Consider the following 22,191-nt stretch of genomic DNA (forward strand, 5'->3'; position numbering starts at 1 on the left):
GTCCTTATCCAAAATTGAAAGTTAAAAAGTTAAAGATTGAATAGAGAAAGGCTTCCCGTTGACACCTGAACGCTGTCTACAACACCTCGCTTCCCTGTTCCCCTGAGTTGATGCTTGGAAAGCCTTTGTCTATTAAATCTAGGTTTCAGTTCATTCCCTCCCCTAAGAGGAGGGAATGAAAACCAAGCTTACGCAGAGATTTCTACTTCGCCGCTTGTTACGCGGGTTTTGTACGCTTTCACGCTAAAACGCTCGTCTTCCATGCACGCACCTGTTGTCAGGTTAAAGCGTTGCTTCTTAAGTGGGCTAGCCACCCAAAGCTCGCCTTGGTGCTCACAGATCAAACCGCGAGAAAGCACGTTTGATTGGAAGAACGGGTCTGTGTTGCTGATCGCCAGCACTTCTTCTGCTTTTGTTGGGCGGAATACCGCAACTTGCTGACCATCAACCAAAGCACAAACACCCGTGCCCGGTACGATATCGCTGATTTGGCAAATCTTTTCAAATGACATAATCAACCTTCCCTTATGCTTCAGTGATCGCTACGTGTAGGATGTCGCCTTTCGCTTCAGGGTGCTTTTCCGTGAAGGTTGCTGGGCGGTGCTGTTCGCGCTCTTGTACAAACACGACGTTTTCATCGCGCTTGTCAGAGTTGATGAAGTGCGCGAAACGAGTCAGTTGTGATTCGTCGTTGATGGTCGCAGTCCACTCACACTCATACTCGTCTACAAGCTTCGCTACGTCTGCTTCTAGTTGAGCGTTGATGCCAAGTTTGTCTTCAACAATCACTTCGCGTAGGTAGTCAACGCCACCTTCCATGTTTTCCATCCAAACTGATGTGCGTTGTAGTGGCGCAGCAGTACGGATGTAGAACATCATGAAGCGGTCGATGTACTTAATCAGCGTTTCTTTATCTAGGTCACTTGCAAGTAGGTCTGCGTGACGAGGCTTCATACCACCGTTACCACATACGTACATGTTCCAACCTGCATCAGTCGCGATAATGCCAAGGTCTTTACCTTGTGCTTCCGCACACTCACGAGTACAGCCAGAAACACCGAACTTCATCTTATGAGGTGTACGAATGCCTTTGTAACGGTTCTCGATGTAAGAACCTAGACCAACAGAGTCTTGAACACCGTAACGACACCAAGTAGAGCCCACACAGGTCTTCGCCATACGAAGTGCTTTTGCGTACGCTTGACCTGTTTCGAAACCAGCGTCGATAAGCTTGCGCCAGATCTCTGGAAGATCGTCTTTTTGAGCACCAAACAGACCAATACGTTGAGCACCGGTTACTTTGGTGTATAGGTTGTATTCTGCTGCAACGTTCGCTAGTGCACTCAGTGCTTGAGGTGTTACTTCACCACCCGCCATACGTGGGATAACAGAGTAAGTACCGTCTTTTTGGATGTTACCTAGGAAGTTATCGTTCGTGTCGTGCAGCTTAACCAGTTGTGGCTTAAGGATGTGCTCACCCCAGCAAGAAGCCAAGATAGAACCAGCCAGTGGTTTACAAACTTCACAGCCGTAACCTTTACCGTATTTCTCTAGAAGCTCATCAAACGTTTTGATCTCTTCAATACGGATTAGGTGGAACAGCTCTTGGCGTGAGTATGCAAAGTGCTCACACACGTCGTTCTTCACTTCGATACCAGATTTAGCAAGCTCAGCATTTAGAACAGACGTCACTAGAGGAATACAACCACCACAGCCTGTACCCGCGCCCGTCACGGCTTTGATGTCGCCCAATGTGTGGTGACCATCAGCAACCGCTTGTGTGATCTTGCCTTTGGTTACGTCGAAACAAGAGCAGATCACTGCACTTTCTGGTAGAGCATCTGCACCTAGTGCTGGTTTCTCAGCGCCTGCGTGTGCAGGAAGGATCAACGCATCTGGGTGTTCTGGTAGGTCGATTTCGTTCAACATAAGTTGAAGCAGGTCGCCGTAGTCAGACGTATCGCCAACCATAACCGCGCCAAGCAGTTTCTTGTTGTCTTTAGAAACGATAAGACGTTTGTAGACTTCTTGTTCTTCGTTCTGGTAAACGTAACTCTTACAACCTTCAGTACGACCGTTCGCGTCACCGATTGAACCTACTTTTACACCTAGAAGTTTCAGCTTCGCAGACATGTCAGCGCCTTCGAATTTGCTTTCTGTGTTACCTAGTAGGTGATCAACGGCAACTGTCGCCATCTTGTAGCCAGGAGCAACAAGGCCGTAGAACATTTCGTTCCAAGACGCACACTCACCAATCGCGTAGATGTTCTCATCAGAAGTCTGACAATGATCGTTGATAGCAACACCGCCACGAGGTGCCACTTCTAGCTCCATTTGGCGTGCTAGTTTGTCTTGTGGACGAATACCTGCAGAGAATACGATGAAGTCTGTTTCTAGTTCTGAACCGTCAGCAAAACGCATAACGTTGCGTGCGTTTGTGCCTTCTGGCGCAATCTCAAGCGTATTTTTGCTGGTGTGAACGTTCACGCCCATACGCTCGATCTTTTGACGAAGCTGGTTACCACCAGCCAGGTCAAGTTGCTCAGCCATTAGTTTTGGCGCGAACTCAACAACGTGCGTTTCTACACCCAGTGCTTTCAGTGCGCCTGCTGCTTCAAGGCCTAGCAGACCACCACCGACAACAACGCCTGATTTGCTCTTCTTCGCACACGCTTCGATCGCTTTAAGATCTTCGATAGTACGGTAAACAAAACAGTCTTTGCTTTCGTGACCTTTGATAGGTGGAACAAATGGGAATGAGCCAGTAGCAAGAATCAGCTTGTCGTATTGAACTTCACGGCCAGTGCTTGAGTAAACAATGCGGTTTTCACGGTTGATGTTAATCGCGCGTTCGCCGATCAGCATGTTAATACCGTGTTTCTCGTAGAAGCCTTCTTTTACTAAAGAAAGTTCATCTGCAGTATGGTGAGAAAAGTAAGAGGAAAGGTGCACACGGTCGTATGCGACACGAGGTTCTTCACAGAAAACCGTAATGTCTATATTAGACATATCAGCTTTCTCGACTAAGTCTTCAATATAACGGTGCCCTACCATACCGTTACCGATGACTACTAGCTTCAACTTGCTCATTATAATTCCTAAGGGTTAGGTTCTTATCACTGAGCTCATTGTTAATTGTGAAAGAAAATTAATACATGATGTAAATCAATTACAATTTCAAACTACCCTAAAGGGGTAGATGAACGTATTTATCTGACTATTGCGAAATAAAAAGTAATTTATTAACGGATATTGGTAGTTTTAACAAACTGAGATAACCGAAGCCATGCTAGCAACGGACTATACCGTTTTGCTTTTATGAAGTTAGGCTGACCATCGAAACCGAGCACACCTACGATAAATCCTGCTTTGCTTCTAAACGACGCACTCACTTGACTTCACCGTTTCAAGGTGATCAGAAAACAATATCTGAAGTGGTTGAAAGATTTAGAAAAATCAAGCTTCACAACAAAAATTTTTTACTAGCTAAGTCGCACTATAAAGACTAAAATCAGGTTTAGTTCATATGGAATAGCGTCCATATGATTGATACCGTAATTGACATATAGAGTGCCGTCCCATTTTTGTGAGGCGGCCTTTTATTTGGGAGTCATAAAATGTCAGAAAACAATTCTATCTACATCTCAAGCTTAGATATGAACCGAATCACGGCTTTGTTGGATAAAATGCCAAACATCGCAGCGGAGCTTGTGGAATTAGAAGCAGAGCTCGACCGAGCAACAGTTCTTGAGCCAGAACAAATGCCAGATAACGTGGTCACGATGAACTCGACTGTAGAGTTTAAATTTTCAGGTGAAGATAGAACCATGACAAAGACACTGGTTTACCCTTCTGAACTGAAAAGCAGTGATGATATCTCTATTTTTGCACCCGTAGGCAGCGCACTGATCGGTTTGTCTGTCGGCCAAAAACTTGACTGGCCAATGCCAAATAATCAAGTGAAGACAATTGAAATTGTCGATATCACATACCAACCTGAGCGTTGTGGTGCACTAAACCGCTAACCCTCAGTAGTCCCGGTGCAAAGGCCTCCATTTAAGACTTTGCACCAGGAGAGCCCCTCGCTTACCCCCTATTTCCTTCTTTGTTTTCCAAGCATTTACTTTACTGCTCTTAAGTAACATCACCGATTCTTTATTATTTACCGCATATTCAATATTTATATCTCCAAGCTCAATCATAGAAATTGCAAAGTATTTTTCGTATATTGTCGCTCCGAAAACGACGTAAATTATGCGCAAAATGGAAGAATATCTAACTCGAATTGCCTGCTTAGAAAAAGAAAATGAAGAGCTGAAGCGGAAGAATGCGCGACTACAAGAAAAGTTGAATGCTGCACTCGACAGTAATGGACTGTGTTTGTGGGAGCAGCATATTCCTTCAGGTACTTTGACGATATTCAATATGCAGTGGGGAAAAATGCTAGGTTATCAGCCCCATGAGTTAACCGCGACGGTTGAAACGTGGAAAAACAATCTCCACCCTGAAGATTATGATCTTGCGGTGGGTGCATTTGAAGATCACCTAGCAGGCAAGACCGACCTTTATGAGGTAGTGCATCGCATGATTCATAAAGACGGCAGTGATAGCTGGGTCTACGATCGAGGGCGCATCGTCGAGTATGGTTCTGATGGCGAACCACTACGGATGATGGGTACTCATATCGATATTACAAAAGAAAAGCGTTATGAGCAGCAACTGGCCAAGTTGGCTTCGAGTGATCCATTGACTGGATTGTTAAATAGAAAAGCAATTGAGGAAAACTTTAATCATCAACCTCAAACCGAACCGTCTCAGCAGTCTGCTTTAGTGTTTGTTGATATAGATAATTTTAAAGCAGTTAACGACCAGCTAGGCCATCATACTGGCGACACCCTCCTCATCAATATCGCCAATAGCTTAACAGAGCTTGCGTCAAGCAAGTCTCAAGTTGGACGCATAGGAGGCGATGAATTTGTTATCTTAAACTGGCATTCAAGTCGAGAGGAAATATCCCAACTTTGCAATCAACTCTTAGATTCAATCATTCCAGCGATAAATCAAGACTTACATAAAGTAACGATAGGAATGAGTATCGGTGTTTGTCTCTTTAACAAAGGAAAGCAACCGTTTAATGAAGTGTATCAAAAAGCCGATCACGCAATGTATGAGATAAAGAAAAATGGCAAAAATGGAGTACAATTTTTCAACTTAAAAAGTTGATATCTCTCCATAAATCATCATGTTATGAAATCAGTCATTTGCTACAACTTGAACTAACTAAAGATAAATTCTTTATATCTAAGCCAGTTACCGAAATTACCCCTAGGTACTCATAAATTTGGCACGATACAAATAAATCCCCTCCTCTCCTAGCATCAACCCAATAAGCAACTAAACTCATTTAACTGATAGATTAATTACTACTATTATGAAGGGAGTTGTTTTTGATGGATACAAAACAGATTTCTACAGTTATCATAATTTTAGCTCTTTCTGCATTAGTAGTTGCTTATTTAAAGTTAACAACGGTATCAAATGCTATCCACAAACCTACAACAATCGGTATATCTAAGACGCCTCTGTCAGCCCCTTTTATCATTGCAGAGCACATAGGTGCGTTTGAAGAAAACGATTTAAACGTCGAACTTATCATGTGCTTTGGAGGGGTCGAATGTTCAAACCTACTTCTAGAAAACCATGTTAATTACGCCACTTTTTCTGAAAGCGTACTGATGTTTAAAAGCTTTGAATACAAAGATTTAGCATTAATCACTTCTTTTGCATCTTCTACGAATGATATTAAGCTGCTAACTAAAAAGCGGTCTGGCATAGAAAGTATAGATAAATTACCAGGAAAAAAGGTTGGTGTAATAAAAAAGAGCGCTAGCGAATATTACTTAGACTTGTTGCTACAGGTAAATGACATTGATTTAGAAAAAGTAGAAAAAATATCATCAACAACGCAGGTTATTATAAATCATTTAATGCAAGGAAACGTCGATGCAATATCTACTTGGGAGCCATACGGATTTATGGCCAAGAATAGAATAAATGAAGAAGTAAAGAACATAGGAATTATTGGCGTGTATAAACTTTACTTTTTGCTTGTATCAAAAGAAATACACATTGAAAAATCAGATCAAGAAGTAATGAAAATAATAAAGTCACTTCATCACTCAATTAACTGGATGGATAAAAACCCTCATTTAACAATGAAAATACTATCACAAAAACTTAACACAACAGTTGAAGAAATATCTTGGAGTTGGGATGATTATAACTTTCGATTAAATTTAACGAATTCTTTATTATTTACATTACAATCAGAAGCTAATTGGGCATTAAAACAAAACTATGTAGAAGGACAGATTCCAAATTACAGAAAAATATTTAAAGAAAACTATATCAATTCATATTTTGATGGTCTAGATTAAAATGCATCGTTCGTTAAACCACTATTTAGCATCACTATTCAGTCTAAGCGTAATACTATGTATCAGCGTTATAGTATACATAAGCTTCATAAAAATAGAAGATTATAAAGCCAAGAAACAATTAAACCAAATAATGGACATACAAATATCATTAGAGTCATTAAGTAGTTATCTTTGGGCTTACACTCAAAATAGGGGAAAAAACAATTTCACACAATTCATGATTTCTCATAACAAATTAAACGAATTATTATCTCAAAATGAAGATGTTTTATACCTTACTAAAGACCTAAAAAAAATGAATCTCGAACTGTATTTTTTAGTTCAATACGAAAATAATCATTTACTAGACAAAGATCGCCATTATGATTCAGTCGTAAATTATAATAAATCAAATCCTGTCATACAATCCAGAATAAACATTGTATCCCAGGATATGAATAATGAAATAATATATATTTATAAAAAAATACTTAATAATAAGTCTACAAAACTACAAAATTTAAATTATTACACTCAAGCAGGTATTATTTTTATCTCTCTGGTTGTTATGCTATTATGCTTTTATATAAAAATAAAGTTCAAGAGAAGCTTTCAAAGGTTTATAAATGGAATAAAACAATTAAGCAGGTCAAATTTTGACTATAAAATCCCTTCAGAAAATCAATTCACGGAATTTGAAAATCTGTCTTGTTACTTCAATAAAATGGCGGCATTGTTAAACCACACAACAATATCAAAATCAAAACTTAAAGAAGAAGTAGAGAATCAAACTTCAGTTCTAAATCGTCAAAAAGAAAGTTTGGTATTTTTGTCTGAGCACGACTCCTTAACTAATATCTACAATCGTCGAGCAATAGAAAAACATTTGATCCAGCTTACGCGTAATTTCAGAGGCAGTGAGAATAGTTTTAGTTTGTTTTTTATAGATTTAAATTTATTTAAGGATATTAACGATAGCCATGGCCATGAGGCAGGTGATGCAGTGTTAAAATCTGTAGCTAGTAGATTATCAAGTATTATCGACGAATCAGACATGGTAGGCCGCTTTGGTGGAGATGAATTTATTATTATTCATCGTTCACACACAACAGGTACGTCTCTGTCTGCATGTGCACTACGCTATATCCAAGAAATAGAAAAAGTAATTCATTTTAAAGGTAAAGAGTTATGCGTCGGAGCTAGCATTGGTATTGCACTCTATCCTGAGCATGGGTCGAATGTACATGAATTATTAACAGCGGCAGACAAGTCTATGTATCAGTCAAAACGTTCTAAAGCTAGCTCGTTCACTATTGTCGACAACAGCAGTTCGCTGTTAAAGAGGCCTATGTTTTAATCTAAAGTAGCTGTGGAAACGTTCTACATGCGAATATTCAACGACATCGACCACTGTGGCCACTTACAGTAATAAAGCCGCTTTTATCACATAGCAAAAGCTAAACTCGTAAGCTAAACGCTCTCCAGGCATTGAAGAAAAATAATCCATTGTGAATGGTTAATCCTCCCCTTTTAAACGTCAACTTTCACCACCATATGATAGTTAAGATTCATTAACAGGCTATAACTATCCTATGTCTTTTCCTCGTTTATCTGTTCTGGATTTGGCACCCGTGTCCGACGGAACAAACTTCACCGAAACGTTCGAACGCTCCGTTGAATTAGCTCAATCAATCGAGTCCTGGGGCTATCATCGGTTTTGGATGGCTGAACACCATAACATGCCCGACATCGCCAGTGCCGCAACCAGTGTATTACTCAGTCATATTGGAGCGCACACGAACTCGATCCGTTTAGGATCAGGTGGAATCATGTTACCTAACCATGCACCACTAGTTATTGCAGAGCAATTCGGAACGTTAGAGGCATTATACCCTGGTCGTATTGACCTCGGATTAGGACGCGCACCAGGCACCGACTACCAAACAATGCATGCATTAAGGCGGGAACCAGAGCATATGGATCCTGACTTTGAAGAGCTGTTGGAGGAACTTAATTTCTTTCTTGGTCCCGTATCTCGAAATCAACCAGTCGCGGCTTATCCAGGTAACAACACATCTCTGCCGATTTGGCTTCTGGGGTCGAGTACATACAGCGCACGTTTAGCAGCTAAGAGAGGCTTACCTTTCGCATTTGCTGCACACTTTGCTCCAGATGCAATGTCTCGTGCTCTAAACTTTTATCGAGATGAGTTTGTCCCATCCGAGCATTTAGCTCAACCCTATGTGATGATTTGTGCCAACGTTATCGTAGCGGATACTCAGTCACATGCAGATTTTCTCGCGACAACAGAGAAGCAAAAATTCTTAAAAATGATTCGCGGCAATCGCGAAAAACTTCGCGCACCAGTGAAAAGTATGGCACCACTATGGTCAGCACAGGAAAAGCTTCACGTTGAAACTCAATTACGTGAATCTATCCATGGTGATCAAACATATGTAAGACAGAAAATTGAGAAACTTTTGGAACGCACTGGGGCAGATGAAATTATGGTAAACACGATGGTGTTTGAACAATCTGAGAAGTTGAGATCCTACAGGTTACTATCGGAACTCATGGACAAGTAAAAGAATGGAGGCGCCTCCCGGAGTCGAACCGAGGTCCACGGATTTGCAATCCGCTGCATAGCCACTCTGCCAAGGCGCCTTTCTGATTTTATATCTCTGTCACCAAAGATTTTGATGGTGCCCCGGGCCGGACTTGAACCGGCACAGCGCGAACGCCGAGGGATTTTAAATCCCTTGTGTCTACCAATTCCACCACCAGGGCAACGCAATCATGCGATGGGTTAGACACCATCTATCTCGCGACCTTTGCCGTGAGAACGAGGCGTACTTTAACGGATTAATTTATCTGGTCAACAAAAAATTAGTCTTTTTTATTCAAATGGTTAAAAAGACGACTCTAACGAACAAAGGGCGATCATTTTGCTTATTTGATCATCAATACACTTTGCTTTCGTGCCTTTTAACCTTCTCATTTTATATCAATGAAGAGCCAACAAATCGCGCAAGTTAACAGTATGGGTATAAACTTAACGTGTATTTCAGAGAACAAAATAGCGCTCATCATGTTTCGAAAACCATCATTTCACTTACCCTTACATGCCGACTCCGAACTCGACTTCGTAGTGCCCCACTTCTTCCTTACTGAATTTGATTATGCACGCTCTCTGGAGCAGGGAGTCATCGACGACTTGGATCCTGAATATACACACCAATATCGCGTCACACTGAGGCGCATACGCTCACTATGCTCACTACTTCGCGAACTGATCCCTCCTTTTGAGCAGCGTATTTTGAAACCTCATTTAAGAATAATGATGAAGAAAACAAATAAGCTGCGTGATTTGGACGTATTTATCTTGGACAAAAACCAATACATTGAAATGCTCCCAAATCACAAATCGTCTCTTGAGCAACTTTTTTGCTTTATAGAATCTGAACGTGCTTACGAACAAGCAAAAGTTACGCGTTGGCTAGATACACAAGAATACACAACACAACGCACTGCACTTTGATCAGGAATAGTATGTTGCGAAGTACGCAACACGAACCAGTGGATAGCAACGTACCTGCGTTACTTTTCGCAAGCCAAAAAATCTCCGTTCAATTTAAAAAAGTTGATAAAGCACGGCGCAAGATCTCGGACAAAAGTCGTGACAGCGTGATTCATTCGATGCGGATAAAGTGCAAAGCGCTTCGTTATTTGTTAGAAGGATTTTCCACGCTCTATCCTTCCCAACAGCACAAAAACAACGTGAAACAACTAAAACTATTGCAAGACAAGCTCGGTGACTTTAACGACACTTCAAGTCAAATTGAATTTTTCGCACAACTCAAAGAAACATCAAATCTCAATAAACAAGATCGTAAGGCTTTGAAAAAGCTAATTAACGTGCTTAGCGAACATCATGAACTCTCTCGCCAAACCATCTTGACGCATTTAAGCCAGTTTGAGTCTTTCATTCGCGATTCCAATACACAAAATCTCTACCGACCCTAAATCAAGGTTCACGTATTCTTAATATTCATTAATTACAGTCAATCGTTGGGCTCCATTAAGAAAGATAACGTGAAACCATTAAAACGATACCAATACGAGCGCTATGCGGTGCTTTGTAATCTCGCCTACCCTCGCGTCTTCAGACAAACTCAATATGGATTCGATCCTAATGGGCAACGAGTCATTAGAAATGAACACGGTAAGATTATGATTCGCGTGCTCTGGAGTAAAAAACAGAGTGAAGTGGTCGTAGTGATTAAAGGCTCACACAGTATCAGTGATTGGTTGTTGAACTTCGCGATGTGGACGAGAAGCTGTCGAAGGTTGGGACTAAACTATCGCATTCACGCGGGTTTCTATCATCTGTTGTTCCAAGAAAGTTTACCGAGCCGAAATGAAGATCGGTTAGGGTTGACCGTGATCGAACGCCTCGAAGGTATCGTTGTACCACTTATTCTCAGGGGGAAAAGAATCACTATTACTGGCCACTCTTCAGGTGGCGCGATTGGCAGTGTTTTTGCTGACTATATTGAGAAAAAATACCCAAAAAGCATTAAACGCGTGGTCACTTTCGGACAGCCCGCTGTCGGGGATTGGACGTTTAAGAAACGCTACCGTTTGGGGCACAAAACATACAGGATTTGTTGCGACATCGACATCGTGACCTTTATGCCGCCCGTACCTTTTTTGTATTGGCATGTAGGCAAAATGCTATGGTTATATAACGGGAGAATATACGAGAACACCCCAACGCTCATACGGCTTGGGCGCTCCTTATTTAGTTGGCTAATGCGACCGTTCTCTTATCACTTTATGAGTAAATACATTCGCGACAAAGACTTTTTTGATGAACGCTGAGTTAAACATCCGAAAGGTATGACGTACAGACACGAAAAAGCCGGACTTCGCCGGCTTTACGATTAAGTGGTGATCTACAGAGAGGCAATTTCTTTTTCAAGTTGATATTTGTTATCTGTGACAATTCGCTCTAACACTTCAACACGTCGCTTCAAGTCACCAATTTGCTTGTTAAGGTTATCTTGTTCTTCTCGGCTCATCGTATTACGTTCAGATATCTCCAACGCTCTTACTTCTTTACGATGGTTCAAGATTAACTTTATTATCCCGCCCCCAAATATGGCACCGAACACAATAGCCACAACCAATACATCAGCAATAGATTCCATTCTTTATCTTCCTCTAGATTATGCTCAAATATAAGTTACTCATTTGTTGAATGAATATCAAATAACACATTGATTCATTGAAAAGTTTTATCAAGAATTGCCTACTCTGTATCAAAATCACAGGAATGGATTATTCAACGCCAACCCAAACCGAGACAGATCCGCCGTTTACTGGGAACTCAGCCCAACCATTCGCATCAGTCCAAACTTCTTCAGTTCGGATACCCAACTTGTCTACGTAGCGAGCACTTGGTTTACCCGTATACATCCACTTCGAGCCACCAGGTCCATCACTCATGATCACGGCCATTGAATGTGGATGATTTGCATCACCTTCTCGAGTCCAACCAATTACGTCCCAGTGGTCGAGATAAGAATGTTGTTTGCCATAGGCATAATCTTTACGCAGTGTTACTAGCTCTTTAATGTAAGGCACTTTGACCATATTGATGTCATGCCCTTTATCACTGTACTGCGCGCCGTAGTAATCTGCATAAAACACGGATGGATAACCTTCTTCACGCAATAAGATAAACGCGTAAGCGAGCGGCTTGAACCACCAATCAACGGTTGATTCCAACGCCTGCAAAGGCTGAGTGTCATGGTTTTCTACTAAGGTAACCGCTTTGACTGGATTGTCCTTCATCAGCGTACCATCCATGATTTGACGCATATCGTAGCTACCACCCGATTTAGACGCATTATAAAAGTTCATATGTAACGGTGCATCAAACAAAGACATGCTGCCAGAGGTTTTGGTGATAAAGTTATGCAGCTGATTCACATCGTAGTTCCAGTACTCTCCGACCGTGAATAGTTCTTTCCCTGTTTTCCAACGTAGGTGATCAATCCATTCTTGCAGGTATTGATATTTGATGTGCTTCACCGCGTCCATTCTAAACCCATCAACACCAGTCATGTTGATATACCACTCACCCCAGTCTTTAAGTTCTTTCTTAACTTCAGGGTGATCCATGTCTAGATCAGCGTACATAAGGTAATCGTAGTTGCCTTTTTCCGAGCTCACTTCCCAATCCCATGCCTTACCCTCACCTTTGAATTTGAAGATAGCTTTTTCTTCGCCAGCATCGTCCCAGTCCACGCCATCAAAGTGGTACCACGTCCAATGAAAGTTTGAGTACTTATCGTTGCGCCCAGGGAAATCAAACTCTACCCACGCTTCAATCCATTTATCACCAAGTTCAATATTTCGGTTGTTCCAATCGACTCGCTTGGTGTCGACCCAGGATTTACCATCCGCACCGCCGCGATGGTTGAACACCACATCGCCATAAATCTGGATATTGTTTTTATGGGCAGTATTGATGGCGCTTAGGTACTGATCTTTGGTGCCATACTTGGTGCGCACCGAACCTTTTTGATCAAACTCTCCCAAATCATACATATCATAAACGCCATAACCGACGTCGTTGCTACCACCAGCACCTTTATAGGCGGGCGGTAACCATAACGCAGTAAAGCCGTTGCCAGATAGTGCCGAAGCGTTGTTTTCAACTTGTGTCCAGAGCGCACCGTCATTTGGCACATACCAATGGAAATACTGCATCATGGTGCCATTTTGTGCCGCCATTACAGGCGAACTGAGCAGCAAAGTTAAGGGTAAAAGTGTAGGTTTAAGGTTGAATGTTTTCATTATTTTTCTCTCACGTTAAGGACTAGAATCCTCCTTTCTGCATATACGCACCAAGCGATACTAACTATGACGCTAGCTAGGTTGCTGCCTGTAATACAAAAAGTTCGGATTACAATCGAAGAGAAACTATCACCAATCACACTATACAATTATTGAGTTGTCTAACATTTATAAAGTCAATGATTAGCGCATTAAAAATATTGAATGGTGATCAAAACATGGGAGGCTTTAGGAAAGCGCGAGGGTTACGAAAAGGCGGACTAAAAACGAAAAAAGCCAGTCATTTAAGACTGGCTTTCGAAATAGTGGAGGCGCCTCCCGGAGTCGAACCGAGGTCCACGGATTTGCAATCCGCTGCATAGCCACTCTGCCAAGGCGCCTTTCTGATTTTATATCTCTGTCACCAAAGATTTTGATGGTGCCCCGGGCCGGACTTGAACCGGCACAGCGCGAACGCCGAGGGATTTTAAATCCCTTGTGTCTACCAATTCCACCACCAGGGCAACGCAATCATGCGATGGGTTAGACACCATCTGTCTCAGCGACCTTTGCCGTGAGAACGAGGCGTACTTTAACGGATTAATTTATCTGGTCAACAATAAATTTTATCTTTTTGATTTAAGTGCTTAAAAAGCGATCTGCCTAGTACATTTGGCATTCAATTAGACCAATAAGCACCCGTTCCCTTTCATTGGCTATTAAGTCATACGCATACTAGTGCCCGTAACTGCTTCGAGGTAAACACGCGACTATCACGTTATGAACGCTGATCTTTTCACCGCTGTAACATCTGTAACAATTTGATTCCCTGCTCTTGGCACGACTGCGTACAGAACATCATATTTTGTTACCGATAACTTTATATCGAATGTGGTCGTACCTTTATAAAATCATTGACTTTTTTTATTTTCAAACAAAGCTCAATTCATTATCGAAAATATCAATAAATAATGGTACGTTACACGAGTTGCAGTAATTTAATGGACATATATCACATATAAGGATGTGGTTTACTTTGGCGACACAACATAAGAAAAACAAGGTATATCACTAATGTCTATCAAGAATCTTTCTATAGCGAAAAAGATATCGCTATCGTTTTTACTCATTGCCATCGTCAACATTGCATTTGGCGTGTTTTTATCTACAGAGCTCAAAAGCATCAAATCTGAGCTTTTAAACTATACCGACGATACGCTTCCTGCAATGGAAAGGGTCGATTCGATTCGAGATCACTTGTCTCGCTGGCGCCGAGCTCAATTTGCTGCGTACACTTATGAAGACGCAGACCAAGTCAAAACTAAAATTTCTAACAATATTAGAGAACGCGAAAAGATCACTAGAGAGCTCAACGCTTACGGTGAAACTATCTGGCCTGGCGAAGAGCAGCAAACTTACCAGCGTCTTATGCGTCAGTGGAAAAAGTATTTGGATACTATGGACCAGTACAATGAAGCGATGCTAGCTAACGACAAAAGCAAGGCCCACCCTATTTTGGCGAACTCTTTGTCTGCTTTCGAAGCGGTTGACTCAGAGTTAGGCGAACTAATCCGTCTCCTTAAAGAAGCTATGGACAGCAACAAAACTCATATCCTGTCCTCTGTAAATGGATTGAGTAATTCTTCAATTGCAAGTAACGTGATTATTCTACTGATCATGGTAGGCATGACATACGTGCTGACTCGCCTAATTTGTGGCCCACTTAAACTTGTTGTTGAGCAAGCAAATGCCATCGCAACAGGTGATCTATCAAGTGACATTGACCGTAAAGCAATCGGCAATGACGAGCTTGGTGAACTGGCAGACGCGACCACTAAGATGCAAGATGACTTACGCCAAGTTATCGATAACGTGATTGCTGCAGTTACTCAGTTAAGCAGCGCTGTCGAAGAGATGAACCAAATCTCCGATATTTCTGCGTCTGGTATGAAAGATCAACAGCTGCAAATTACGCACATCGCAACAGCAATGACAGAAATGAAAGCGGCCGTAGCCGATGTTGCTCGTAACACTGAAGACTCAGCGAACCAAGCTAACGAAGCAAACCGCCGCACACAACACGGTGTTCGTGAAACCCAAGGTATGGTTGACGCGATTCAAGAAGTTTCAAACGTAATTGGCGCTGCAGGCGATACCGTAGCAGAGCTTGAACAGCAATCGAATAAAATTAACGTGATCGTGGATGTTATCCGCGACATCGCCGATCAAACCAACCTACTTGCACTTAATGCAGCCATTGAAGCGGCGCGTGCTGGTGAGTCTGGTCGTGGCTTTGCCGTCGTTGCAGACGAAGTTCGAACTCTTGCCGGCCGTACGCAAGATTCAACGAGTGAAATCACTTCGATCATTGAGCAGCTACAATCACTTGCAAAAGACGCAAAATCAGCCACTGAACTTTCTAGAACCAGTATCTCAGAATGTGCAGAACAAGGCATTCAATCAAAACAGCTGATGAGCGACATTGAGCATTCGATTTCGGACATCTCAGACATGGGTACCCAAATCGCCACGGCTTGTAACCAGCAAGACTCTGTTGCGGAAGAGCTTAACCGCAGCATTGAAAACATACATTTGGCATCTCAAGAGGTCTCGCAAGGTTCGGAGCAAACCGCACAGGCGTGCCGCGAACTAAGCCAGCTATCCATTTCTCTTAAAGATGTAATGAGCCGCTTTAAACTGAGTTAAACTCAGTGGATACCTTAGTAGATACCAAATCAATCCCGATTTGCTTAAATAGAATGTCATCACTGAGGTATATTTAGGTATATATTAAATCACTATCTTAACAAACGCTCCAAAGCACCACTTGGAGCGTTTTACTTCGTCAGGTACTTTCCCCAAGTACTCAATAACATAACCAATACAAAAAACGCGTACGGAGACTTTATGCGCTTAAATAAAACCTTACTATCACTGACAATCGCTGCTGCAATCGCGGTTCCTGTAATGCAAGCTACTGCTGCTCCTCTTCAAATTAGCAATACAGCAGCAAAAGCAGAGCAAGTTCAAGGTGCTAACGCTTGGCTAGAAATAAACTTAGGTCAGTTCCGCGATAATATTGAGCAGTTTAAATCGCACATGGATGGCAAAACGAAAATTTGTGCCGTGATGAAAGCCGACGCATACGGCAATGGTATCGCAGGCCTGATGCCGACTATTATCGAGCAACAAATTCCTTGCGTTGCCGTTGCAAGTAACGCCGAAGCACAAACTGTTCGCGACAGTGGCTTTAAAGGCCAACTTATGCGTGTACGCTCAGCGAATATTGGCGAGATTGAAGCCGCAATCGACCTAAATGTCGAAGAGTTGATAGGCACAGCAGAGCAAGCTAAAGCACTGTCTAAACTAGCCGAGAAAGCTGGTAAAGAAATCAAAGTTCACCTTGCTCTGAACGACGGTGGTATGGGACGTAATGGTGTTGATATGACGACAGAAGCGGGCAAGAAAGAAGCGCTAGAAATCGCTCAACAAGCTGGCGTTAATATTGTTGGTATCATGACTCATTTCCCCAACTACAATGCAGACGACGTGCGCCAAAAGTTAGCTTCATTCAAAGACAGTTCTGCATGGCTGATTAAAGAAGCGAATCTAAAACGCGACAACATTTTACTGCACGTAGCAAACTCTTACACCGCGCTTAATGTTCCTGAAGCGCAGCTTGATATGGTTCGTCCTGGTGGAGTTTTATATGGAGACCTACCGACTAACCCTGAGTACTCTTCTATCGTGTCTTTCAAAACACGCGTGGCATCCGTTCACCACCTGCCAAAAAATAGCACAGTCGGTTACGACAGCAGCTACACAACAAGCAAAGAAAGCTTAATGGCGAACATTCCTGTTGGTTACTCTGATGGCTATCCACGAAAAATGGGGAATGCGGCAGAAGTTCTGATCAATGGTCAACGAGCAAAAGTTGCGGGCGTTGCTTCAATGAACACTACAATGGTAGATGTTACAGGTATCAAAGATGTTGAGCCTGGTTCTGAAGTTGTTTTGTTTGGCTCCCAACAAGGCAAAACGATTTCAGCTGCTGAGATGGAAAAACACGCAGAAGTCATCTTCCCTGAACTATACACGGTTTGGGGAAGCGCGAACCCTCGTGTCTACGTAAAATAAACCTACTCAGTTATTCGTAACAGAGCGAAAAAGCGAGCCTCGTGCTCGCTTTCTTTCTTATTTACTAATTTGTACTAGCTCGTGATGTTATCAATTAAACAGAGCTTACTATTTCTGCTGTTTTATTCTCCTTTAGCACTACCAAGTGCGACTCTCTACACTCTGTTTCTTAAAGCCGCTTGGATGGCTCAATTTTATATAGCACTTAGTGTTTGAAAGCCCCTCCAATTGATGTTAAACATGAAGTTTACAAAAGAATAACAAACACACTCGTATGGCACTGCCCCTTTGCCTGCTAGCTAGGTATCTCTATGACAGAAAATACTCAACATCTTCAACGCTCCTCCACTGAGTTGCACGAATTTAATCGGCTTGACGTCTGGAACGGCTTCACCCAACTTTTACCTCTCTCTATGTTCGTGGTCATATTTGGCCTCGCTTTCGGTGTTGCTGCCGTACAGACTGGACTAGATGTATTTCCCACTATGTTGATGAGCACACTGGTCTTCGCCGGTGCTTCACAATTTGCCACGTTAGAAATGTGGGGAGCAGAAGTCCCTCTCATTCCAGTTCTTATTACTGTATTTGCTATTAATGCTCGTCACCTCTTGATGGGAGCCACACTTTATCCATGGTTACGACAACTCTCACCAACAAAACGTTACGGTGTAATGCTGGTAGCATCAGACGCTAACTGGGCAATGGCACTCAATGCATTTGGTAGAAAAGAACCAGGCTTTGGCTTGCTTGTTGGTGGCGGGTTAGCGATGTGGTCTTTTTGGATTGTGGGCACCTGGATCGGCATTTATTTTGGTAGCGCAATCAAAGATCCGGTGGGCCTAGGGCTCGATATGGTTATGGGATGCTTCCTGCTGTCTATGGTGGTGGCCGGGCCGAAAGACTTAAGAATCTTTGCGATTTGGGCCATAGCAGCAGCCTCTTCAATGTTGGCGTATTGGTATTTGCCAGAGAATAGCCACGTAGTGGTTGGCGCCATTACTGGCGGAGTATTGGGTGCTTGTTGGAAGGAGAAGAAAGCATGAACATCGAAACAACCTTAGGTGGCACACTGCTTATCATCATCGCTATGGCGTTAGTCACGCTCATAACCCGCTGGGGCGGAGTGTATGTTATGTCATTCATTCCAATTAGCGAACGGGTTCAACGTTTCATTACTGCGATGTCGGGCTCTGTATTGGTTGCGCTTTTAGCTCCGCTAGCAGTAGAGGGTGATAACGGTGCTAGAGCAGCACTGTTTTCTACTGCTGTTGTCATGTTCATCGTGAAAAAGCCTCTACCCGCAATTGCAGCAGGCATCATCGCCGCCGCCGCGGTACGTGCTCTTTAGTCGTTGTTTCAACGCCGATACCAATCATCAATAAAAGACCCAAAACACAAAGCCCTGATGTCACGAGTGTCATCAGGGCTTATCTTATGCTCATCATTTTAACGATGAACAACGATTATTAATCATGGTGAGACAGCACATCACGCACAGCAGTTACAATTGCGCTTATATTTGTCCATTTTACCAATACCAGGGTTAAAGGTATTGGTTGGGTCTAATTCGTGGTAAAACTTCTGCAACGAGTTTTCGGCTTCATACAAGTGACCCACGTTATGTTCTGCTGGGTATTTGGCACCACGGCTATTGAGGTGCTCTAGCATCAGCTTTTTCATCAACTTCGTGTCAGTCCCTTTTTTGAAAATGTAATCTTGATGGAAGACGTAACACATAAAGTGACCATAATAGAGCGCTTGAACAAGGTTCTTACTCACCTCTTCAGGCAAAGTTTCTAGCCACTCTTCATCATTACGTCGCAATGCAATATCAAGTGCAACGATGTCTTCTACGTCTTTTCGGTGAATCGTCTCGTAACGAATTGCTGCACCTGCTGCTGCAAAGCGATGTAAATAAGCTTTTTTACCTTCTTCCGGCGTACACTCGAAGAAATCACAGTCGTCTTCAACAGCCCAAACTTCTTTGAGGTATTTTTGTGCTTCAGCAATACCACCATCACTCATTTTCAATACCAGGTGATGCTCATACTTGTCACGGAAATCCAGCATTCGCTCTGGTAAATGTTGTGGGAACAACTTGCTCGCGTAGTACAAAATGGTGTCTGGCAGATATTTACTGACAAACGGGATGCGCTCTAAGAAGTTTTCTACCTTAGCTTTAAGTGCGAACATTTTTGGCAGCTTATCTGTGCCTAACAAATCGATTGATAAGAACACATCCTTGCCGTACTTCTCTGCCATGTTGAAGATATCTCGATGCAAGTATTCTCCCATCTCAGGCAAGTCATCAAACGTAGATAAGAAGTCTTTTCGCAACTTCGTTAGTTTCGCAGGGTCATTGGTGCCAAGGTAAAAAACCTGCTCTTTTTCGGGTACTGGGTAGCTGTCAACCCGAACGGCAAAAACTCCCAACTTACCAGCGCAGCCACTGGCTTCAAATAATCGGCGTTCATCGGCATTAAAGCGAGAAGGAATGTCAGAAGTCACGTCTCGAACACGTTCATCGTATTCTTTGTCTGACGCCATTCGCTCATCATGAATGATCTTCGCTGGGTCAAAGTTCCCTTCTTGCAGGTTTGTTAGAATTTCTTCTGGCGTTTCACCTAATCCTTCAATACCAAGGTGGTTCACCAAATGTAACTGGCCTTGCTTATCCACCTGCGCATAGATCGCCAGTTCCGTATAAGCAGGACCACGCTTAACTAGCGCACCGCCTGAGTTATTGGCGATACCACCGACCACAGTGGCACCTAGCGATGAAGAGCCGATGATAGAATGCGGTGCTCGGTTTACTGCCTTCAACTCTTTCTCCAAAGAGTGTAAGCTCGCACCAGGCAAGCAAACCGCCTGCTTACCACCATCTAATAAGTGAATCTTCTTGATTTTGGTAATATTGATCACAACCACATCGCGATCATAATCATTACCACTCGGAGCTGAGCCCTCTGTTAAACCTGTTTTAGCCGCCTGCATGATAATGATGCAGTTTGCTTCAACACACTGTTTAATAATCTTCCATTGTTCTAGAAGAGTGTTAGGAAACACGATAGCAAGCGCATTACCACTACCCGAACGAAACCCCGAGCGGTAATATTTCGTTTTAACCTCGTCGGTTAGAACATTTTCTTCCCCCACGATGGTTTTAAATTCTTCAATCAGCTGCTTTTGTTTCATATCCGTATCTCTAGTTATTGTACTTCGCTCACAACACCGCTTAGCGGCAGGCATGGCGTTTGAGCCACTATAAGCAGTCCATTTCTCTGCGTCTATGTCAGGCGGACGAACAATACGTAATCAATAAACAACAAACAAAATAATTCTTTATTTTTCTGTTACTTATCTTTCACATTTGAGAAATTTAACGTAAGAAACAGACCGTTTCTTAAAAGAAACAATAGCAAAACCATTTGTTAACAGTTGTGCGGGGTATCTTGTTATCAATATTAGTGAAGAAAACGAGGAGAAGCGTAAGCTCCTAAATTTAAGAGGACTCTTAGAAATGAAGATGGAAACATAAGCTCAACACCAACATAACGATCGGTGTTGAGTTATTGGCTTAAAATCGATGGTTTTGACTTTGAAAGCTTGTGTATAGATGATCGATAAAGATCTTAATTTTTTCTGGTTGCTGACGAGTGTAAGGGTACACCGCATAAATACCCAAACATTTGGCTGTTTCGTCTTTAAATAACTGAATCAGACTGCCTTGCTTTAAGTCTTCATAAACCAATACACGCGGCACATAGATGATTCCCTGCCCTAACAGCGCCACATTTCTCAATACAGAAGAATTGTTAGTACAGAGGTTACCGTCGACGGTGATTTGATATACCTCGTCTCCATCTTTAAACGCCCACTCATGCGCTCCGGTTTCTTGGTAGGAATAGACTAAACAATTGTGTTTAGCCAAGGCTTGAGGTTGTTTAGGTATGCCATGTTTAGCTAGGTATTGGGGTGACGCGCAAATGATCCAATTTGCATCCACCAGCTTTCTTGCAATCAGACTAGAATCTGGCAACACACCCGTTCTAATTGCCAAATCAAAACGTTCATTCACGATATCGACGAAACGATTATCTAGATCCATATCGATATTGATGTCTGGGTATTTCTGATTAAATTCATTAATCACTTGAGGAAGAATTAATTCACCAGAGATAGTAGGCACCGAAATTTTAATGTTTCCAGATAAGTTTTTACCTAAACCCACAATGGATTCTTCCGCCGTTGCCACCGCTTGATAAACCGCTTTTGCATGAGTAAAAAACGCTCGTCCTGCTTCAGTCAACGTTAGCGTTCGCGTTGTTCGGTAGAGAAGCTGTACACCAAGCTCTTGTTCAAGCTTGGCAATCCGTTTACTGACGACCGATTTGGTCAGTGACATATGTCTCGCGGCAGCACTGAATGAACCTTGCTCGATCAAGTGATAAAAAATGATGTAATCGTCGGTATTTCTCATGCGTCTTCGTCAAATCCTTTGGAAGCCCGTATTGTAAACTGAAATTGGCTGAGGTGCGAAACATCGGGTCACACTTAATATCAGAAACTCGTGACAGAGATGGGGTTGCTAAGCTCACAGGTAATGAAAAAGAGATGGTGTGAATTTATCAGTCTTCAGATACAAAAAAACCAGCTTTCGCTGGTTTTAAGTTGATGCACTTGGCATCGAGATACCGCCATGGCCATATCTGAATAATTTGGAGCGACACACGAGGTTCGAACTCGTGACCTCAACCTTGGCAAGGTTGCGCTCTACCAACTGAGCTAGTGT

Annotated in this window: 18 protein-coding genes and 4 tRNA genes; 12 read left to right on the top strand and 10 right to left on the bottom strand. The window is 42.5% G+C overall.

What is annotated here, in order from left to right; genetic code table 11:
• Positions 1-188: 188 nt before the first annotated feature.
• Together nirD and nirB are read right to left on the bottom strand one after the other, a co-directional pair.
• Positions 189-512, bottom strand: coding sequence for a nitrite reductase small subunit NirD (nirD, locus tag R8N46_RS19410; RefSeq protein ID WP_025767738.1), 324 nt, complete (start codon positions 510-512; stop codon positions 189-191).
• Positions 513-525: 13 nt separating this feature from the next.
• A complete protein-coding gene (nirB, locus tag R8N46_RS19415; protein ID WP_115386659.1) occupies positions 526-3,090 on the bottom strand; it encodes a nitrite reductase large subunit NirB in 2,565 nt (854 codons plus the stop codon).
• Between the two features lie 527 nt (positions 3,091-3,617).
• On the opposite strand from nirB, the gene rnk reads away from it, so the two are divergent.
• The 5 genes from rnk to R8N46_RS19440 all read left to right on the top strand — a co-directional run bounded on the left by rnk (position 3,618) and on the right by R8N46_RS19440 (position 9,004).
• Positions 3,618-4,025: a nucleoside diphosphate kinase regulator gene (gene rnk / locus R8N46_RS19420; RefSeq protein WP_005390213.1), complete on the top strand. Its 408-nt coding sequence runs from the start codon at positions 3,618-3,620 to the stop codon at positions 4,023-4,025.
• Positions 4,026-4,263: 238 nt separating this feature from the next.
• On the top strand, positions 4,264-5,223 hold the full coding sequence (locus tag R8N46_RS19425) for a GGDEF domain-containing protein (RefSeq protein ID WP_025767735.1): 960 nt from the start codon (positions 4,264-4,266) through the stop codon (positions 5,221-5,223).
• A 227-nt stretch (positions 5,224-5,450) separates the two neighbouring features.
• Positions 5,451-6,437, top strand: a complete 987-nt coding sequence (locus tag R8N46_RS19430; RefSeq protein ID WP_064376959.1) for an ABC transporter substrate-binding protein — start codon at positions 5,451-5,453, stop codon at positions 6,435-6,437.
• A 133-nt stretch (positions 6,438-6,570) separates the two neighbouring features.
• Entirely contained in the window at positions 6,571-7,776 is a 1,206-nt protein-coding gene (locus R8N46_RS19435; RefSeq protein ID WP_226977227.1) for a GGDEF domain-containing protein, read from the top strand.
• A gap of 235 nt (positions 7,777-8,011) precedes the next feature.
• The gene (locus R8N46_RS19440) at positions 8,012-9,004 is read left to right on the top strand and encodes an LLM class flavin-dependent oxidoreductase (protein WP_005376038.1); all 993 of its coding nucleotides are present in this window, start codon (positions 8,012-8,014) and stop codon (positions 9,002-9,004) included.
• Positions 9,005-9,009: 5 nt separating this feature from the next.
• Here the strand turns inward: R8N46_RS19440 and R8N46_RS19445 are convergent.
• A tRNA-Cys gene (locus R8N46_RS19445) sits at positions 9,010-9,083 on the bottom strand.
• A gap of 36 nt (positions 9,084-9,119) precedes the next feature.
• Positions 9,120-9,206: transfer RNA gene (locus tag R8N46_RS19450), tRNA-Leu, on the bottom strand.
• 301 nt (positions 9,207-9,507) lie between these two features.
• On the opposite strand from R8N46_RS19450, the gene R8N46_RS19455 reads away from it, so the two are divergent.
• The 3 genes from R8N46_RS19455 to R8N46_RS19465 all read left to right on the top strand — a co-directional run bounded on the left by R8N46_RS19455 (position 9,508) and on the right by R8N46_RS19465 (position 11,300).
• The gene (locus R8N46_RS19455) at positions 9,508-9,957 is read left to right on the top strand and encodes a CHAD domain-containing protein (RefSeq protein WP_284143899.1); all 450 of its coding nucleotides are present in this window, start codon (positions 9,508-9,510) and stop codon (positions 9,955-9,957) included.
• A gap of 11 nt (positions 9,958-9,968) precedes the next feature.
• Positions 9,969-10,442 carry a CHAD domain-containing protein gene (locus tag R8N46_RS19460; RefSeq protein ID WP_284143898.1) on the top strand — a complete coding sequence of 158 codons (474 nt, stop codon included), beginning with the start codon at positions 9,969-9,971 and terminating at the stop codon, positions 10,440-10,442.
• Between the two features lie 69 nt (positions 10,443-10,511).
• Entirely contained in the window at positions 10,512-11,300 is a 789-nt protein-coding gene (locus tag R8N46_RS19465; RefSeq protein ID WP_005375991.1) for a lipase family protein, read from the top strand.
• A 74-nt stretch (positions 11,301-11,374) separates the two neighbouring features.
• Here R8N46_RS19465 and R8N46_RS19470 read toward each other — a convergent pair whose 3' ends face one another.
• The 4 genes from R8N46_RS19470 to R8N46_RS19485 all read right to left on the bottom strand — a co-directional run bounded on the left by R8N46_RS19470 (position 11,375) and on the right by R8N46_RS19485 (position 13,786).
• Positions 11,375-11,629 (bottom strand): hypothetical protein, encoded by a 255-nt coding sequence (locus R8N46_RS19470; protein WP_005375990.1) that lies wholly within the window; start codon positions 11,627-11,629, stop codon positions 11,375-11,377.
• A 130-nt stretch (positions 11,630-11,759) separates the two neighbouring features.
• Entirely contained in the window at positions 11,760-13,283 is a 1,524-nt protein-coding gene (gene amyS / locus R8N46_RS19475) for an alpha-amylase (protein ID WP_115386660.1), read from the bottom strand.
• 306 nt (positions 13,284-13,589) lie between these two features.
• Positions 13,590-13,663, bottom strand: a tRNA-Cys gene (locus R8N46_RS19480).
• 36 nt (positions 13,664-13,699) lie between these two features.
• Positions 13,700-13,786 (bottom strand) — tRNA-Leu (locus R8N46_RS19485).
• A 550-nt stretch (positions 13,787-14,336) separates the two neighbouring features.
• On the opposite strand from R8N46_RS19485, the gene R8N46_RS19490 reads away from it, so the two are divergent.
• The 4 genes from R8N46_RS19490 to R8N46_RS19505 all read left to right on the top strand — a co-directional run bounded on the left by R8N46_RS19490 (position 14,337) and on the right by R8N46_RS19505 (position 18,747).
• The gene (locus R8N46_RS19490; protein WP_053303666.1) at positions 14,337-15,968 is read left to right on the top strand and encodes a methyl-accepting chemotaxis protein; all 1,632 of its coding nucleotides are present in this window, start codon (positions 14,337-14,339) and stop codon (positions 15,966-15,968) included.
• Positions 15,969-16,169: 201 nt separating this feature from the next.
• The gene (gene alr / locus R8N46_RS19495; protein WP_213972168.1) at positions 16,170-17,399 is read left to right on the top strand and encodes an alanine racemase; all 1,230 of its coding nucleotides are present in this window, start codon (positions 16,170-16,172) and stop codon (positions 17,397-17,399) included.
• A gap of 311 nt (positions 17,400-17,710) precedes the next feature.
• Positions 17,711-18,442: an AzlC family ABC transporter permease gene (locus R8N46_RS19500; RefSeq protein WP_115386662.1), complete on the top strand. Its 732-nt coding sequence runs from the start codon at positions 17,711-17,713 to the stop codon at positions 18,440-18,442.
• Positions 18,439-18,747, top strand: a complete 309-nt coding sequence (locus R8N46_RS19505) for an AzlD family protein (RefSeq protein ID WP_017820198.1) — start codon at positions 18,439-18,441, stop codon at positions 18,745-18,747. Before R8N46_RS19500 ends, R8N46_RS19505 begins: the two co-directional genes overlap by 4 nt.
• Positions 18,748-18,887: 140 nt before the next feature.
• On the opposite strand, the gene dld is transcribed toward R8N46_RS19505, so the two are convergent.
• Together dld and R8N46_RS19515 are read right to left on the bottom strand one after the other, a co-directional pair.
• A complete protein-coding gene (dld, locus tag R8N46_RS19510; protein WP_064369232.1) occupies positions 18,888-20,594 on the bottom strand; it encodes a D-lactate dehydrogenase in 1,707 nt (568 codons plus the stop codon).
• A 382-nt stretch (positions 20,595-20,976) separates the two neighbouring features.
• Positions 20,977-21,879 (bottom strand): LysR family transcriptional regulator, encoded by a 903-nt coding sequence (locus tag R8N46_RS19515; protein WP_017633645.1) that lies wholly within the window; start codon positions 21,877-21,879, stop codon positions 20,977-20,979.
• Between the last annotated feature and the right edge of the window lie 312 nt (positions 21,880-22,191).

The sequence above is a fragment of the Vibrio sp. 1874 genome, assembly GCF_033344395.1.
In the GTDB taxonomy this organism is placed as follows: Bacteria; Pseudomonadota; Gammaproteobacteria; order Enterobacterales; family Vibrionaceae; genus Vibrio; species Vibrio alginolyticus.